Annotated in this window: 18 protein-coding genes; 12 read left to right on the top strand and 6 right to left on the bottom strand. The window is 54.9% G+C overall.

Annotated elements, in window-relative coordinates; genetic code table 11:
- Positions 1–377 precede the first annotated feature (377 nt).
- Positions 378–728 carry a RidA family protein gene (locus AB1E34_RS12410; protein ID WP_372572660.1) on the top strand — a complete coding sequence of 117 codons (351 nt, stop codon included), beginning with the start codon at positions 378–380 and terminating at the stop codon, positions 726–728.
- A 375-nt stretch (positions 729–1,103) separates the two neighbouring features.
- Here the strand turns inward: AB1E34_RS12410 and AB1E34_RS12405 are convergent, their stop codons facing one another.
- The gene (locus AB1E34_RS12405; RefSeq protein WP_372572659.1) at positions 1,104–1,499 is read right to left on the bottom strand and encodes a hypothetical protein; all 396 of its coding nucleotides are present in this window, start codon (positions 1,497–1,499) and stop codon (positions 1,104–1,106) included.
- A gap of 578 nt (positions 1,500–2,077) precedes the next feature.
- On the opposite strand from AB1E34_RS12405, the gene AB1E34_RS12400 reads away from it, so the two are divergent.
- Genes AB1E34_RS12400 through AB1E34_RS12385 form a run of 4 tightly spaced genes read left to right on the top strand, consistent with a single transcriptional unit; the run spans position 2,078 to position 3,392 of the window.
- A complete protein-coding gene (locus AB1E34_RS12400; protein WP_372572658.1) occupies positions 2,078–2,350 on the top strand; it encodes a hypothetical protein in 273 nt (90 codons plus the stop codon).
- Positions 2,337–2,867, top strand: a complete 531-nt coding sequence (locus AB1E34_RS12395; RefSeq protein WP_372572657.1) for a hypothetical protein — start codon at positions 2,337–2,339, stop codon at positions 2,865–2,867. Before AB1E34_RS12400 ends, AB1E34_RS12395 begins: the two co-directional genes overlap by 14 nt.
- Positions 2,860–3,084 (top strand): hypothetical protein, encoded by a 225-nt coding sequence (locus AB1E34_RS12390; protein WP_372572656.1) that lies wholly within the window; start codon positions 2,860–2,862, stop codon positions 3,082–3,084. The genes AB1E34_RS12395 and AB1E34_RS12390 overlap by 8 nt, the downstream gene beginning before the upstream one ends.
- Complete coding sequence (locus AB1E34_RS12385; RefSeq protein WP_372572655.1) at positions 3,081–3,392, top strand: hypothetical protein; 312 nt, start codon at positions 3,081–3,083, stop codon at positions 3,390–3,392. Before AB1E34_RS12390 ends, AB1E34_RS12385 begins: the two co-directional genes overlap by 4 nt.
- Here the strand turns inward: AB1E34_RS12385 and AB1E34_RS12380 are convergent.
- The gene (locus tag AB1E34_RS12380; protein ID WP_372572654.1) at positions 3,292–4,287 is read right to left on the bottom strand and encodes an NAD-dependent epimerase/dehydratase family protein; all 996 of its coding nucleotides are present in this window, start codon (positions 4,285–4,287) and stop codon (positions 3,292–3,294) included. The genes AB1E34_RS12385 and AB1E34_RS12380 overlap by 101 nt on opposite strands.
- Before the next feature lie 187 nt (positions 4,288–4,474).
- Here AB1E34_RS12380 and AB1E34_RS12375 point away from each other — a divergent pair, with 187 nt between their 5' ends.
- Positions 4,475–5,446 (top strand): AraC family transcriptional regulator, encoded by a 972-nt coding sequence (locus AB1E34_RS12375; RefSeq protein ID WP_372572653.1) that lies wholly within the window; start codon positions 4,475–4,477, stop codon positions 5,444–5,446.
- A gap of 29 nt (positions 5,447–5,475) precedes the next feature.
- Here AB1E34_RS12375 and AB1E34_RS12370 read toward each other — a convergent pair whose 3' ends face one another.
- Complete coding sequence (locus AB1E34_RS12370; protein WP_372572652.1) at positions 5,476–6,372, bottom strand: LysR family transcriptional regulator; 897 nt, start codon at positions 6,370–6,372, stop codon at positions 5,476–5,478.
- Between the two features lie 93 nt (positions 6,373–6,465).
- Here AB1E34_RS12370 and AB1E34_RS12365 point away from each other — a divergent pair, with 93 nt between their 5' ends.
- The 4 genes from AB1E34_RS12365 to AB1E34_RS12350 all read left to right on the top strand — a co-directional run bounded on the left by AB1E34_RS12365 (position 6,466) and on the right by AB1E34_RS12350 (position 10,177).
- The gene (locus tag AB1E34_RS12365) at positions 6,466–7,203 is read left to right on the top strand and encodes an SDR family oxidoreductase (RefSeq protein ID WP_372572651.1); all 738 of its coding nucleotides are present in this window, start codon (positions 6,466–6,468) and stop codon (positions 7,201–7,203) included.
- A 24-nt stretch (positions 7,204–7,227) separates the two neighbouring features.
- Positions 7,228–7,440: a tautomerase family protein gene (locus AB1E34_RS12360; RefSeq protein WP_372572650.1), complete on the top strand. Its 213-nt coding sequence runs from the start codon at positions 7,228–7,230 to the stop codon at positions 7,438–7,440.
- Positions 7,441–7,532: 92 nt separating this feature from the next.
- Entirely contained in the window at positions 7,533–7,985 is a 453-nt protein-coding gene (locus AB1E34_RS12355) for a (2Fe-2S)-binding protein (protein ID WP_372572649.1), read from the top strand.
- A gap of 2 nt (positions 7,986–7,987) precedes the next feature.
- Complete coding sequence (locus AB1E34_RS12350; RefSeq protein WP_372572648.1) at positions 7,988–10,177, top strand: xanthine dehydrogenase family protein molybdopterin-binding subunit; 2,190 nt, start codon at positions 7,988–7,990, stop codon at positions 10,175–10,177.
- 89 nt (positions 10,178–10,266) lie between these two features.
- On the opposite strand, the gene AB1E34_RS12345 is transcribed toward AB1E34_RS12350, so the two are convergent.
- Complete coding sequence (locus AB1E34_RS12345) at positions 10,267–11,097, bottom strand: alpha/beta fold hydrolase (RefSeq protein ID WP_372572647.1); 831 nt, start codon at positions 11,095–11,097, stop codon at positions 10,267–10,269.
- Between the two features lie 48 nt (positions 11,098–11,145).
- On the opposite strand from AB1E34_RS12345, the gene AB1E34_RS12340 reads away from it, so the two are divergent.
- On the top strand, positions 11,146–11,487 hold the full coding sequence (locus AB1E34_RS12340) for an ArsR/SmtB family transcription factor (protein ID WP_372572646.1): 342 nt from the start codon (positions 11,146–11,148) through the stop codon (positions 11,485–11,487).
- A 96-nt stretch (positions 11,488–11,583) separates the two neighbouring features.
- On the opposite strand, the gene AB1E34_RS12335 is transcribed toward AB1E34_RS12340, so the two are convergent.
- The gene (locus AB1E34_RS12335; RefSeq protein WP_372572645.1) at positions 11,584–12,597 is read right to left on the bottom strand and encodes an alpha/beta hydrolase family protein; all 1,014 of its coding nucleotides are present in this window, start codon (positions 12,595–12,597) and stop codon (positions 11,584–11,586) included.
- A 114-nt stretch (positions 12,598–12,711) separates the two neighbouring features.
- Between AB1E34_RS12335 and AB1E34_RS12330 the strand changes: the two genes are divergently transcribed.
- The gene (locus tag AB1E34_RS12330; protein WP_372572644.1) at positions 12,712–13,854 is read left to right on the top strand and encodes a helix-turn-helix domain-containing protein; all 1,143 of its coding nucleotides are present in this window, start codon (positions 12,712–12,714) and stop codon (positions 13,852–13,854) included.
- Here AB1E34_RS12330 and AB1E34_RS12325 read toward each other — a convergent pair.
- Positions 13,794–14,708, bottom strand: a complete 915-nt coding sequence (locus AB1E34_RS12325) for an AraC family transcriptional regulator (RefSeq protein ID WP_372572643.1) — start codon at positions 14,706–14,708, stop codon at positions 13,794–13,796. The two genes, AB1E34_RS12330 and AB1E34_RS12325, sit on opposite strands and share 61 nt — an antisense overlap.
- Positions 14,709–14,798: the final 90 nt, after the last annotated feature.

Genomic DNA, 14,798 nt, shown 5'->3' with positions numbered 1-14,798 from the left:
GGTCATCGCCCGGCAACCCATGTAGCAAATGTAGCAGACGTAGCAGGGGGTCGGGGCTGAAAATGAGTTTTTCGGATGTTGCCAGCGTAGTCCCGAGACCACTCCCCTGGCGGGGGAGCCGCTGCACTCACCCTTCCGCTGGCTTGCCCCTTGCGCACCAGAGAGTCGCAGCCAGCCCCACAGGCCCCAGAATGACACCCAGCGCAGAATGTGCCCGAACGCTCAAGCCTCGGCTCTGCGCAATGTAGGCGCAAGCGAGGCCGCATAGGATTGAGATTGCAATCGCTGCTAACATAGCTCCGATGTGTGGGTGCTGACCATGCAAGTCAATAGGCAGCAATCCACACCAAAACCCATTGGGAATTGTGAGGATCGAGATGACTGACATTACGCGCATCAAACCCGGCGAACGAATGAGCCAGGCAGTCTCACATGGTGGTTTGGTTTGGTTGGCCGGACAGTGCGGCATTGCTGGGCAAAGCGTGACCGAGCAGACGCAAGATGCCCTTGCGAAGGTGGAGGCGCTATTGCTGGAAGCCGGTTCTGACAAAACCCGGATACTGAACGCGACAATCTGGCTTTCAGACATCGCCTCCTACGATGACCTAAATGCGGTTTGGGACGCATGGATACCGGACGGCTGTGCGCCAGCGCGAGCTTGTGGTGAATCCCGTCTTGCTGGCGAGGGCTACGACGTCGAAATCATATGCGTTGCTGCAATTGCCTAACTTTGCCGTCAGTGGCCAGCTTAGGGTGAATGGCGCAACGACAGCGCCTTTCCTGCCGCAGCTCGATTAGCAGGATTAGCGGGAATAGCAGCCCGGTAGGGGATAGCGCCAGCTTTGGGAGATTGACGAGAACCTGATGCGTTCTGAACTGACGATCACGCAACAGAGCGAGCATCTATCTAAGCGAAAAGAGCTTTGGGAACAACGGGTTCTAGGTGGGAAAACTTCGCCCACCAAGAAGCCCCAGCATGAGAAGGGCTTAGCTGCGTCCACATAAGAGGCGACGGGCATGTCAAAGCGAACCATAGATCAGGCAATCGCTCGCGCCGAGCAGATTTGCCAAGAGGCCCGTGACCTCTTGGCGATGTTGAACTTTTAGTGCACTGGCTCTAAGGGCCAAATCTTAGCGGACACTTCAGCGGGAAGAAGTGCCTTGAAGGAACGTCCGGGTTGCCACTCCACCTCATGGATGCCGTGAATAGTCTCGATGTCTTCCGCGCTCAGGTCATCAAGCAAGTTGACGCCGGTCGAGGCGCGTATGGCGTCCAGGATCGCGCTTCCGTTAGATGGTGCGCGCTTGACGACGTTGCCGCTTTCGTCACGGTGTGAGTCCATTTCGGGTTCATAGAGTGCATCATCGATCATTCCGCCAAATAGGCAACTTGTGCCGTTGTAGCGATAAGCCCCTACGCCATACTTCGGATTGAAGGCCTTTGTGTCTTGCGCTTCGAGCTTGGCAATCGCGGTATCAAATAGCTCAGAGATGTTCATGGTGACTGGTCTCCCTATCAGCGTGGCACAAGGCTACAGGGGCATGCTCAGTTTTGCCAAGTAGGAACGCGCGAGAGTCCATGCGATGGGCTTGAGTATGCGTGCAACAATGAACACTGCGCCAACTTGGAACGCAATCCATTCAGGGCTTCAAAGCCACCCCCGGCCCCGCAGCTACTTCGCCGCTGTCCAGGAACTGGATGCCTTGGGCTTCGAGGGCTGATCGGATGGCGTGCTCGTTGGGGCTGCTAAGATGGCGTGTTCTACCACTCTCAAAGCTGCGGAGAGTATCTGGTGGTATCCCAGATTCATCAGCTAAGTTTGCGGCGGTCCAGTTCAGTAACATTCGCGCGGCTTTACAGGTTTCTTTGCTCATAGGCCCCATTACACACCTTTTGTATCTTTTTACAGCCCATGTGTTGACACATGAATTGTTCATACCTACATATAGATTGTAGGGACCGGTGAGGCAAGATAGGAGCCAATACCATGTTCACCATCAGTTCATTATGAACCGCGCACAGTCCCAAACTGCTAAGCGCAACCGGTAACGAGAGACCGATCAAGGAGAAACTGAAATGAATGTTCAACGCGCCAGCGCGACCAATACCACTGTGCTCGGACCCATCTATGAAAGGCCAGAACGGCCAGACACACTTCACAAGGCTTCAAACATACTCGCCCTTGCGCGGGTTGGTGTGGCCGCGTCGGATAGCGCCCTGAATATCGACTTGGTCAAACAAGGGTACGGCGAATTGCTTGAGACAATCGCACGCCTCGCATCCGATATCCTTGACATGCAGCCGGGTTTTGAGCCTGAAGAGAAAGGGGGCAGCGATGAGCAGGCTTGATATGAAGGCGGCCAAGCGCCGCGTGAAAGAAATTGCGGAAATGCTGGACGTTTCCGCCCCAGCCGAATTGACAGACACGGAAGGCGCACCAACCGACGAGTTGTTGCAGTTCACCCATGACACCGGTGCAAGTCTGGATTTCATCTTTCTTGGCTGCACACGCGGGATGCACAGGGCCATGCAGGCCAACAAGCCCATGGAGATTAACCCCGAAGGCGGTGACCCGGTTTGCCAACTGATGCGCGAATACGAGGCCATCAGGACCGGCCTGAACAACTATGGCGGCGACATCCCGGTTGATAGCTATCTCGACCGCCTTTGGCAGCGCATGGAAGGCGAGGTCAGCCGCGCAACGGCATGTACGATTGAGGGGATCGCCGCGCATATCAGTTTCGCAGCATCCGAGGGTGTTGAACTGGACAGGACTTATGATGGCGAAGGCCGCGTTCTCTATCACAGCATCCAGCGCGGCCTAGACTATTTGCGTATGCAGCCGGAGGCCGTGAGCAATGGTTGAGCGCAGTCAACAGATAGGCAAGGACAGGCACGACCTCGCCCGTGATGCAGTTATCCTGCACGGCCTGACATTGGCCCTTGATGCCCTGACATGGGAGGACGGCGGCGAGCAGAACGCGAGCGCTGTAGGGGCGCTTATCAAGACCGTCGAGGGGAAAACCAAAGACCTGTTGCACGATATCGAGCAGGCCGATTTCACAGAAGGGAGTAACGCATGACCACCTTCAAACGCCACCCTGAATGGCTCGCTGACTGGCGGGCCACCCTGGCCGAGTTCGAAAAGACCGAGGACTACAGCCCCGAACACGTCGCCACCAGTGACGAATGCCACCGTCTGGCCTGCCTCTTGGCTGGCACCCCTGCGCTAACCGGGCCTGAACTGACCGCGCAGTTCGAGTGGTTCAACGAACAGATGGGCGACACCATCAGGAGCAACTGGTGCGACGAACTGGCAATTGCCGTGGACCGGCTGGGTGAGGGCATCCGGGCGTTGGCTGAAAATGGGGAGAGCACCCAAGCGGCTTAGTGAACTTCAACCGGGGCGTTGCGTTCTCTTCGCCCATTTGTTTGTAACGAGTGTTTCCATGACCTTTTACCAAGTTAACTGGAGCTGGTCCGATCAGTTCCTGCCGGAGATTAGGCGCATCGTCGGGGGCCACTTGCTCAAGGCCGCGCCTGATCCTCTGGATCACTTCCAGGCCACGGATTTGGTTATGCTGGACGCCAAGGATATGCGCGTCGCCGCCCGTGTCCGTCGCCCCGGCTACTCGATGCTGTACCCCAACCAGTTCACCATCCGCGCACAGGTACAGCCGAGCCGCATCGAGCCGGTGTACGGCGCACCATCGGTTTTGTCCCTCATCCACATACGCTGCCTCACCATTCTGCATTGCTATGTCGGCGAGCATCCGAACAAAGCCATGATCCCCCTGCCCATGTACTGAAGGCGCCAATCGCACTGCGGCCACATTCACGCCTTTGCGCGTAAGCTCAGAGCATGCAAATTCGGTGGCAGCGCGTGGGTTCACTATCTCCCCTGAGGGTGCGAGATCAGTTTCCGTTGAGACAGTGCCAGCGGGCAAAATCGCGGTTCCGGAAGTTACCAGAAATAGTCGATCGGATCCGGACAGTTCTGCACCTATGGCGCGAATGACTTCAGCATCCTGAGCGCAACTTTCAGCGAACTTGGTGAAATCATGATTGAAGCCGAGGTGGATGACGGCATCTGCCTTTGCAGCACCATCAGCAAGGCTGGCAAGGTCTTCGAGATCGCCATAGTGAGACTCCACACCGGCCTGCTCCAGAACGTCAGCAGCGGATTCCGATCGCGCCAGCCCGATGACTGAATGGCTGTGTTCTAAAAGTTCTCGAACAACTGCCGTGCCGACATAGCCTGTTGCGCCAGTTACAAAAACGCGCATTACTTTCTCCCCGCATTTGCGACTGCCTGCTACCTAAGACAGTCTTCTCTGAACAAATATACGGTATTAAGGTGGAACGAATAGGCATTGAAGGGGTCAAATATCTTCGCAATCGTCCCAAAAGTGGTTGGAATTTGAGGCGCAGATTTTTAGTTAGGGAATAAGTCACCTTAAGTGAGCGAACCAAATGGACCCACTTTCAGACATCCTATCCATGCTTAAACCACAGAGCCATCTCGCCGGCTTGCTTGATCTTGGGCATCCATCAGCAATTGCCTTCCAGGATCAGGCAGGAGCACTGAAATGCAATACCATGATATCAGGTGAAGCATGGGTAACGATTGAGGGATGTGAACAGCCTACCCATCTGAAGAAAGGGGATTTCTTCGCGCTCCCAACGGGTCGTCCTTTCACGATCAAGACTGACCCGGCTGTGACGCCTGACCCAATCGAGCGCCATCTATCGGTTCCTCTTTCAAAGCAACCCGCCATCATAAACGGTGGTGGTTATGCTATCGTTGCAAGCTGCCGGTTTACCGTATCGCAATCCCATGCCTCGCGGCTGATCTCGATACTGCCCCCAATTATCGTAATCCCTTCTCAGGACGACATGGCAATGCGTCTCCAGCATTCCGTTGAGCTTATCCTTCAAGAACTGACTGAACCTCGCCCAGGCGGCGCACTGGTCGCGCAACATCTGTCACATATTGTTCTCATTCAGACGCTGCGCCATCACCAAACCACACGGGATGGCGACTTGGGTTGGTTAGCAGCCTTGGCAGATGCGCGCCTATCTCTGGCGCTGAAGGCAGCACATAGTGAGCCGGGGAAAAAATGGACAATCGCGACTTTGGCGCAATGCGCGGGTATGTCCAGATCTGTCTTTGCGAGAAGGTTCCAAAAAACAGTCGGCCAGAGCCCAATGGAATACGTTTCAGCGCTAAGGATGATTAAAGCATGTGACCAACTCTTGTCATCGGGTGACACCATCGCCGTTGTTGCAGAGAAGTTTGGGTATCAGTCCGAAAACGCGTTTAATACTGCCTTCAAACGGATCATGGGGAGCCCGCCACGGCAATTTGTAAACGCACGAAAACCCCTGCAAAATGTACAAAAAAATCACGAAGCCTCGGACAATGTTCGGGCTGGCCGATTTTGAGGAGTAGGATTTTTCTATCGATTGAGATATCAAAGCACGGCTTCGTCGAAAACGTTAACAATCCAATCCAGGAATACTCGGACTCGTGGTGAGAGTTGGCGGTTTTGCGGATAAAACGCCGCCAACGGAGTGGGCGACGGCGGTGCATCCGGCAAGACTTCGACAAGACGCCCATGTTCCAAGTCTACCAAGAACCGATACTTGGGCGCTTGCGCAATCCCGAACCCATCTCGGGTCAAATGGTGTACTGTATCAGCGTCATTTGCAGCTACCAACGCTGGCAACGTCACCTCCTCAATCCGATCTCCGACCTTAAATTCCAGTGGCATTGCGGTGCCGGTGCGCGAAGATAGAAAGCCAACCATCCGGTGATCCTTCAGATCGTCTATGGATTCCGGAACGCCGAATTTTGCAAGATACTCCGGGCTGGCACAGCTGATTTCAGGGAGATTTGCCAAGTGTCGCATTATCATCCCGCTGTCATCAGGAATTCCTGCGCGGATCACGCAGTCGATACCCTCTCTTACCAAATCCACCAGTCGCTCAGTCTGCCCGAGTTGCAGGGTAATCTTCGGATACTTAGCGAGAAAGTCAGGTAGGTGGGGCAACAAAAAAACCCGCGTCAGTGTTCCAGGAGCGTCAATGCGCAATAGCCCCGAGGGCTCGTGCCCGCGCAATGCGCCTTCCGCTTCTTCCAGATCAGCCAGAATAGCCACGCATCTTTCGTAATACGCCTGCCCGTCTGGCGTTGGTGCCACGTGGCGTGTCGTTCGATCCAGCAGTCGGCTACCCAGGTCGCGCTCCAGCCGCTGAATCGCTTCACTTGCGGTGGACCTGGGAATACTCAGATCAGCAGCTGCCTTCGTAAAACTCCCACGCTCCAGCACTCGAACAAACAGGCGCATAGTTTCAAGTCGATCAATCATTGTTCGCTTTTATCGAATTGTCATTCCAATTCAAGACACATTATCTGGATCACGTCTCTGTCTATCTTCGCTGGAAACAGAAAGGAGATTGACATGGCACACGGACTTAGAACTGCAATTGTATCCGGCGCCAGCAAAGGGATTGGTGCAGCTATCGCACTCCGCCTGGCTCAGGATGGCCATGCAATCATTGCCAATTATGCAAGCGATGAGGCCGGAGCGAACGAGGTTGTAGAAGCTATCAAAAAAGCTGGTGGCCAGGCAATCGCAGTTCAGGATGACGTTTCTGATCCATCCTGCATGCCACGATTGTTCGATGCGGCTGAACAGGAGTTCGGCTCTGTCGATGTTCTGGTCAACAACGCGGGTATGATGCGCCTGAGTGCAGTTGCATCTACTTCTGATGCTGACTTCGAGGCTCACTGCGCAATCAACATTGGCGGTGTCTTTCGCGGCATGCGTGAGGCTGCCAACCGCATGAACAAAGGTGGCGCGATTGTCAGCCTGTCCTCCAGTGTTGTCGGGCTCTATCAGCCGACATACGGGGTCTATGCGGCAACAAAAGCTGCGGTGGAAGCGATGACACATGTGCTGGCCAAAGAACTGGGCTCACGTGACATCACCGTGAATGCCGTCGCGCCTGGGCCTGTTGGGACCGACTTGTTCGTCAATGGAAAACCCGAAGCACTGATTGAAAACATCAAGAAGATAAACCCGTTTGGCCGGCTCGGAACACCTGAAGACATCTCTGCTGCTGTTTCGCTTCTGGCCGGACCAGATGGCCGTTGGATCAGTGGTCAAACACTGCGTGCCAATGGCGGTGTCGTCTAAATCTTCTCACGTAAGGAAATCGCAATGCCATTTGCCAACTACAAACTTCCGCAGGCCTCGCTAACGACAGATCAAAAAGAGGACCTGATCCATAAAACGACAGAACTGATGGTCGGCTTCTTTGGAGAGGTGGTGCGCCCGACCACGATGGTCCTGATCGAAGAGGTTCAAGACGGTGGATACGGCCGTGCAGACGAGGTGTTTGTGATGCCGGAAGAATATCGGGCCAAGGAATAAAGCCATGCAAGCGGTGGGCGGCGGCACATGTTCCTGCCCACATCAATCAGAAAACTTACCCAAGGATCTCCCCAACTGGAAGTGAGGACACAATGGTTAAACTGAATGTCAACGGAACGGACATCGAGGTCGAAGCCGATGCCGACGCTCCTCTTCTGTGGGTTCTACGCGAACATTTGGGATTGACCGGAACCAAGTTTGGCTGCGGCGTTGGATCCTGCGGGGCCTGCACCGTTCATATTGATGGCGAAGCAATGTTTTCCTGTCAGACATACGCATCCGACGTAGAAGATGCCGAAATCACAACTATCGAAGGCCTTCCGGATAACGGTGATCACCCACTTCAAAAAGCCTGGATTGCAGAACAGGCTCCACAATGCGGGTACTGCCAATCCGGGCAAATCATGCGGGCCGCGGCTTTACTGTCTCAGAACCCTGATCCGTCACGTGAAGAGATTGTCGAGGAAATGAGCACCAATCTCTGCCGCTGCGGCACCTATCCGCGCATCATCCGCGCGGTCGAACGTGCAGCCAAGGAGGTTTAATCATGACACCTTCCACTCTCACATCGCGCCGCTCTTTCCTGAAAATGGCAAGCGCAACGACCTTCGCTCTATCAGCTACAGGTGGCGTCAGCATTCTGGCAGGCTCGGCCACGGCCGAGATCATCGAGAGCGTGAACGTCGGAGCATGGGTCACACTTCATGCAGATGATCACATCACGATCCGGTTTGCTTCGGCCGAGATGGGTCAAGGCGTCTCAACCGCTCTGCCAATGATCCTTGCCGAGGAACTCGATGCTGACTGGTCGCAGGTGCGTTCAGAACAAGTCGACAAGGGCCCACTGGACACTTTCGGGAACCCGAAAATCAACGGCATCATGTATACGGCTGGTTCTACATCCGTCGAAGGATATTTCGAGCGTCTTCGTCATGCCGGGGCGCAGGTCCGCCGCGTGCTAATCCATTCCGTTGCTGCACATTGGAATGTTCCCGTCGAGGAGATCACCACCGAGCCAAGCACGCTTGTCCACGGTGGATCAAACCGGAATATGAGCTTCGGGGAGGCTGCAACTACCCTTACTCTCATCACGGACGTTCCAGAAGTCACGACCGAGGAACTGAAGAGTCCCTCCAATTGGCGCATTATCGGAACAGATGTTGATCGCCTGGACATTCCTGCAAAAACCCGCGGCGAAACTGAATACTCCATAGATGTACGTGTGCCTGGCATGCTGTATGCTGCGCAACTTAATGCGCCAGTCGAGGGTGAAACACCCATCGAAATTAGCGATGACGACGCCAAGGCTGTCGCTGGTGTCGTTCAGATCATTCCTCTGACCAACAGTGTAAACGTTCTCGCCGAGACCTTTGAAGCGGCATTGCTGGCGCGCGATCTACTGGATGTAACCTGGAGCGAGGACTCTGCATTCCGGCCTGCCAACAGCGAGACGGAACTTGCAACCCTGAAAGCAGCTGTCGAAGACCGAGGCCGGGATGCAATTGTTTGGGAGACCAAAGGTGACGCCACCTCATCTCTGTCCGACGCAGATGCCAAGACCATTGCGTCCGTCTACACAACCGAACAGCTCTACCACGCGCAAATGGAACCTCTGAACGCAACTGCTTCTGTGGACGAGGACGGCAAAGGTGCCGAAGTCTGGATCGGCACCCAAAGCCAAACGGTGTCCATCGGCGTTGCCGCTGGTGTGCTGCAAACGACGCCTGACAAAATCCGCATCCACGCCATGCAAATGGGCGGCGCATTTGGCCGCCGGACTGTCTTTGCCCGCGAGCTGCTACGAGATGCGCTGCTGCTGTCCAAAATCAGCCAGCGACCCGTTAAGCTGATGTGGACCCGTGAAGACGATGTTAAGAACGGCTGGTTCCGGCCGGCATCTGCCCATCAGCTTTCCGCGTCCATTGATCAGGACGGCAATGTCACTGGGTATCATCACCGCCTGGCTTCACCTTCTGTGCTACAATTCGCACTGCCTCAGATCTGGGAGAAATCCAACGGGCGAGATCTTCTGGTTATGGAAGGGGCGCAAGCCCAGGACTATGACTGCCCAAATCTAACCGCGGAACATATCATTACTGAACGCCAATCGAAGATCGCAGCCTGGCGTGGCATCGGATGGGGTCCAATTTGCTATGCGCGGGAATGCTTCATTGATGAGCTTGCCGCGGCCGCTGGAAGTGACCCTGCGGGTTTCCGACGTAAACTCTTAGCCAAGAGCAGTCGTGGTTCAGCCGTGCTCGAAAAAGTGCTTGAGATGTCAGACTACGGCAACGCGCCAGAAGGTCGTGCCCATGGCCTGTCTTTCGCAGGATATAAAGGGACGCGCGGCGCAGGCGTCGCTGAGATTTCGCTTGATCCCGACACAAGCGAGGTTCGCTTTCACAAGTTCTGGGCAGCCGTCGATCCAGGGATTGCGATTCATCCGCGCAACGTTCAGGCCCAGGTTGAAGGCGGTGTGATTTTCGGTCTATCTGGCCTGCACCGTGAGCGTATCGCAATAGTCGATGGGCAGGTCGACCAGAACAACTTCTATGACTATGAGGTTCTGCGCGCCAACCAGGTCCCCGAGATCTTCGTGGAGATCATTCAGTCTGGCGCTGCCCCTTCTGGAGTGGGTGAAATCGGCGTGCCAATGACTGGCGGTGCCGTCGCAAACGCCCTCTTTGCGCTTACGGGCTCGCGCCCCCACAACATGCCGTTCAACGCCCACCTCTGAGCGGCATCCCCGCGATCACTTCGGTGATTGCGGGGCTTTCTGTTCCTGCCAGTGAATGCAGATCGCGCCGCCCACAAACATCGGCAGTATCAGTCGATGGGGTGTTCGTTCAGGACCTGCTTCAGAACCGCTGAAACAATTGCTTCCGGGTGATCTTCCTGGAGGAGATGACCTGCTCCAGGCACTGGAATGCAGCCCTTGGTCGAGATCAGGTCCGCAAGTTGCGTCCCTTTCTCGCAAGGGATCCATTCATCGCTTTCTCCCCAGAGCACCGTAACGGGGCAATCAAGGGGACCGTAAAGGTCTTGTATTTCGTCCGTAAATTTCTGATCCATCTGTGCAATCTGACGATAGAATGCCGGCTGACCAATTGGTCCAGTCCAAGGCTTGCTGTAGATTTCCAACGCTTCCTCTGACAACGGATGATGGGCAGCTGTTTTTAGATACGCGTGCAGCAGTGCCAAATGCATGTATTCAGGCATTCCCACGAATGCCGCTTCGTGCTGGCGAACATGCTGAACCAACGGCGACCCCCAAGGGGCCAGTGCGACGGCGTCAAAAATTGTCAATGAGCGGTAACGCAATCCGTTCAAGTAGTAGGCGCGCAGCACCGTTGCTCCGCCAAAATCATGGGCCAAAACATCAGGGCGCTCCAACCCCCATTCCTGAAAGAGGACTGAGAGAACCTTGTTTTGAACCGCGAGAGAGACATCTTGGCCTTCGCGCATCTCGGACTGCCCATAGCCAGCCAGATCGAAATAATAGACGGTTCTTCGGTCCGTCAGATGTGGAACGATATTGCGCCAAACTTGAGACGAGAACGGCGTTCCATGGATGGCAACAAGGGGTGGACCATCTCCAGTTTTGCCCCAACGGATCAAATTGCCTTCAATCAATGAGGTATTGGGAAGCTCAAGCATAAGAAGACTCCCATTTACAATTAGCTAAATAACTATATGATGAATTTCATGGACAGATCAATCCAAATCAAGGCCCTCGCGGGCGAACCCCGAATTAAGGTCCTGCAGTTGCTGGCGGAGCCGAAACGCCACTTTGGCGATCAATGGTCAGCTGATCCGATCGAGTTCGGAGTATGCATGACGCTGATTGCTGAAGCCCTCAATGTCGCCCAGCCGACGGCAAGCAGGCATCTGGACATCCTAAAACGAGCCGGTTTCATCACAGTTCAGAGGCACATGAAGTGGTCCTACTGCAAACGCGACGAAACAGCACTTGAAGAGTATTTTAGCTGGCTGAAAACTGAAATCCTGCTGAAGACAGACGCCGTCCAAAAGGGTCCAACCCTGTGAGCGATCGGCCCGAGAAATAGCCAACATAATGCAGACTCTCACCACGAAAATTTAACGCCCCCTGCGCAGCACAGCGGGCGTTGGCCCTGGTCAGATTTACAAATCCAAACCCGACGCTATAGCATCAATCAGCTCCGAATGGACGGCGGCGCGGTCTGCGCCCTCCGGGTCGGTGCAGATCGGATCATCGCCATAGTCTTCCAGCATCTGAGCGGCGCCAGTTTTGCAAGTGCCCAAAAAAGTGAAGTGGTTCGCCGGTGCGATCTCAACATAGGTTGCTTCCGGAAGTCGATTGGCCAGATTGTTGCCTTCTGGACCGACATCAGCCGCATCAAACCTGTGCTCCCTTCCCAGATTGATAAGCATTGTCCCAGGCAGTGCATGCTTCACAGCTTCAGGAACAGCGGAATAGCCGAACCCGGGGTCGAGGATCACCGCTTTGGTGATCCGATTGTCACGCGCGTCGCTTTCATAACCGGGATAATCAGCGAACTTCACGCCGCCAAGGTGGTAAAAAGCGCAGTCAGCAGCTTCAGGTTTTGCAGCACAATACGTGTCCTGAACTTCACCATCAAAACGGACACCCACCAAAGTAAGCGCCGTCGATCCGCCCAAAGAGAAACCAACAACGCCAATCCTATCTTTGTCTATAAATGGCGCGAATGCTGGGTCCGCAAGGATCATATCCAACGCGGAAGACAGGTCATTCGAGCGAGCCCCAAGATCCGCAGATCGGCGCGGGGAACTATCACCCGTCGTTGAGCCGGGATGGTTTACCGCAAGAACAATAGCTCCTTGGGCAACAAGCCCTCCGGTCAACCAACCCAAGGTGTCGGCGCTGCCCCCAGAGCCGTGGGAAAGCAATACCAAAGGGTGTCTCCCAGCAGCAACGGCAGGGCCGATGAAAGCATAGCTGGGATTGAATATCAGGCTATCCCCCACAGGTGCGCGGTAGGTCGGGTTGGCCGCCGGATACCAGATCGAAGCGGCGACGGGTCGAGCCCGATGATCAGCCTCCAGATCAAACCGATCATATCCGGGCAACATATCGGCGACAGCAGGCAAAGCAGTATTCAGGACGAGTAGAGAAAGAAGAGCAATGCGTTTCACAGGAATCTCCATTATTGGGCGTTGCTCGATGGATATGTAAAAAACTTCGCTCGTTTTCGTCCTGTATTCGTGATTTAGGTCGTCACAATCCGGATTTTGGACAATATAAATCTTATGCCGATGCTTCCGATCCCCGCTTTCGTTGCCGTTGTCCTTGGCTATCTTGCCATCCGCACTCTCGTGTCGGACGGCAGGCCTCTCCTGGTGTTGTTTCTGACCGCATGCGCCATTCAATCGCTCCTGGTCACCTTGGTCGTTGGTTATGGCGTTGATGTATTACGACCCGTCCTCCCAGTGAGTGCAACGATCGTGCCCCCACTGGCCTGGGTCACCTTTCAGGATGCACTGGTCAACCGGCTGTCACTGCGCGCGACAATCGTGCACGTCGCCGGCCCTGTCTTTGCATTGTTCTGTCGCGTCTTTGCGCCCGAAACGGTGGACTTCATCGTCCCCTTCGTCTTTGCAATTTATGGCGGCGCGATCCTGCTTCAGTTGCGCGGTGGGTCCGACATGCCGCTGGCTCGACTGGAGGCCGGTCGGGTTCCGGTGGTGATCTGGCAAGTTCTGGGATGGGCGCTCATTGCATCAGCCTTCAGTGATGTGCTGATTGCGGCAGCATTTCTGACCGGGAATGAGATCTGGGCAGGCTGGTTGATAACAATCTCATCCTCACTTGCCCTCTTACTTCTGGGTCTGCTCAGCGGTAACCCGTCTGCCACTGGAGCTTCGGTTGAGGAGGCGGAAATCGCCCCCTCTCCACCGCGAGAAACCAGCAGCGAAGACATCGAAATCGTCAACAGTCTGGAAGTCTTTCTGACGCGAGAACCGCTTCATGTCGATCCGAATTTAACTTTGTCACGCCTGGCACGACGCCTCCATCTGCCCGAAAAACGACTATCGGTAGCGGTCAATCGCGCCACCGGCTCGAACGTGTCTCGCTATATCAACTCCTGGCGCATTCGTCATGCCTGCAGCCGGATCGAGGAAGGTGCAAGCATTACCGAGGCGATGTTGGACAGTGGGTTTAACACCAAATCCAACTTCAACCGCGAGTTTTTACGAGAAACCGGAGTTTCGCCAAGCCAGTGGCGACAAAAATCCGAAACCAAGTCGAATGTAACGCCAATGTCGGGGCAAGCCAAACGCGTGAAAGGGGCAGATACGCGACAAATTGCTCGCACCGGTTCTGCTTCGACCTATCCCGATGCCCCCAGCATAGTTTCCTTCGAATACCGTGCAGGAGGGCAGCCAACATAGCGGGAAAACGCTGTGCTAAAAGCACTGGAGGACTGGTATCCAGCCTCGGCGGAGATCTCCGCAATGCTCAGATCACCCGCACGCAGCATGTGCTTTGCAAGTGTCATCCTCCAGTTTTGCAGATAGCTCATTGGAGGAAGTCCCATAACATTCTCAAACCGTGCGAAAAACGCTGAGCGGGACAATCCGGCTTCCTTCGCAAGCGCCTGAATAGTCCAGCCATGTGCCGGCGCAGAATGCATTGCCCGCAAACTGGGACCAATCCGGATGTCTGCCAGCCCACGCAACAGCCCGGCCGCCGGAGCCTGGTCTGCACCCGATCGGAAGGCTTCAATCAGCAAAACCTGCAAAAGGTTTTCGACGATCACATCCCGAGCTGGACGATCCGCCCGCGCTTCATCGCGAACAAGCCCTGTCAGAGCCGCCAAGCGCCCCTCTCCTCGAACCACGATCAAATCCGGTAGAAGTGAAACCAAAAGCTCGGCATCTGGGCTGGCAAAAGTGCAATGCCCAATAAGTTGTTGGACTTCTGGCTCCGCATCAGGCGAGCCGAGCCTGAATATACCGTCCTCGCCTTCTACCGGATGGCTCTGAAGATCATTCGGCGGCGGAGGATCCATGCTGGTGAATGTGAAAGACTCAACGACCGGGATCAAAACAAAGTCCCCGGCATTCAAGATCAGCGGCTCCTTCTGGTTCACCTGCAGACAGGCCCGCCCCTCCAGAACCGAACAATAGAAGGCTTCACTCACATCATCTCGACACACTCGGAATGGCCCCGAAGTATGCACAAGCTTTGAGTACGACGCCTTCGGCTGAAGCAGAGAGATGATTTCAGAAAACGGATCTGCCATTTAGGACCTTTGGTAAAAACTGTAGGACTTTTGATTATATATAATACTACATGAGCTGTCTACCTTATAGACATCAACAAAAAGGAGACA

Source organism: Ruegeria jejuensis (genome assembly GCF_041537905.1).
GTDB lineage: Bacteria > Pseudomonadota > Alphaproteobacteria > Rhodobacterales > Rhodobacteraceae > Ruegeria_C.
Note: the sequence above shows the minus strand (reverse complement) of the source record. Positions and strands in the feature narration are given on the sequence as shown.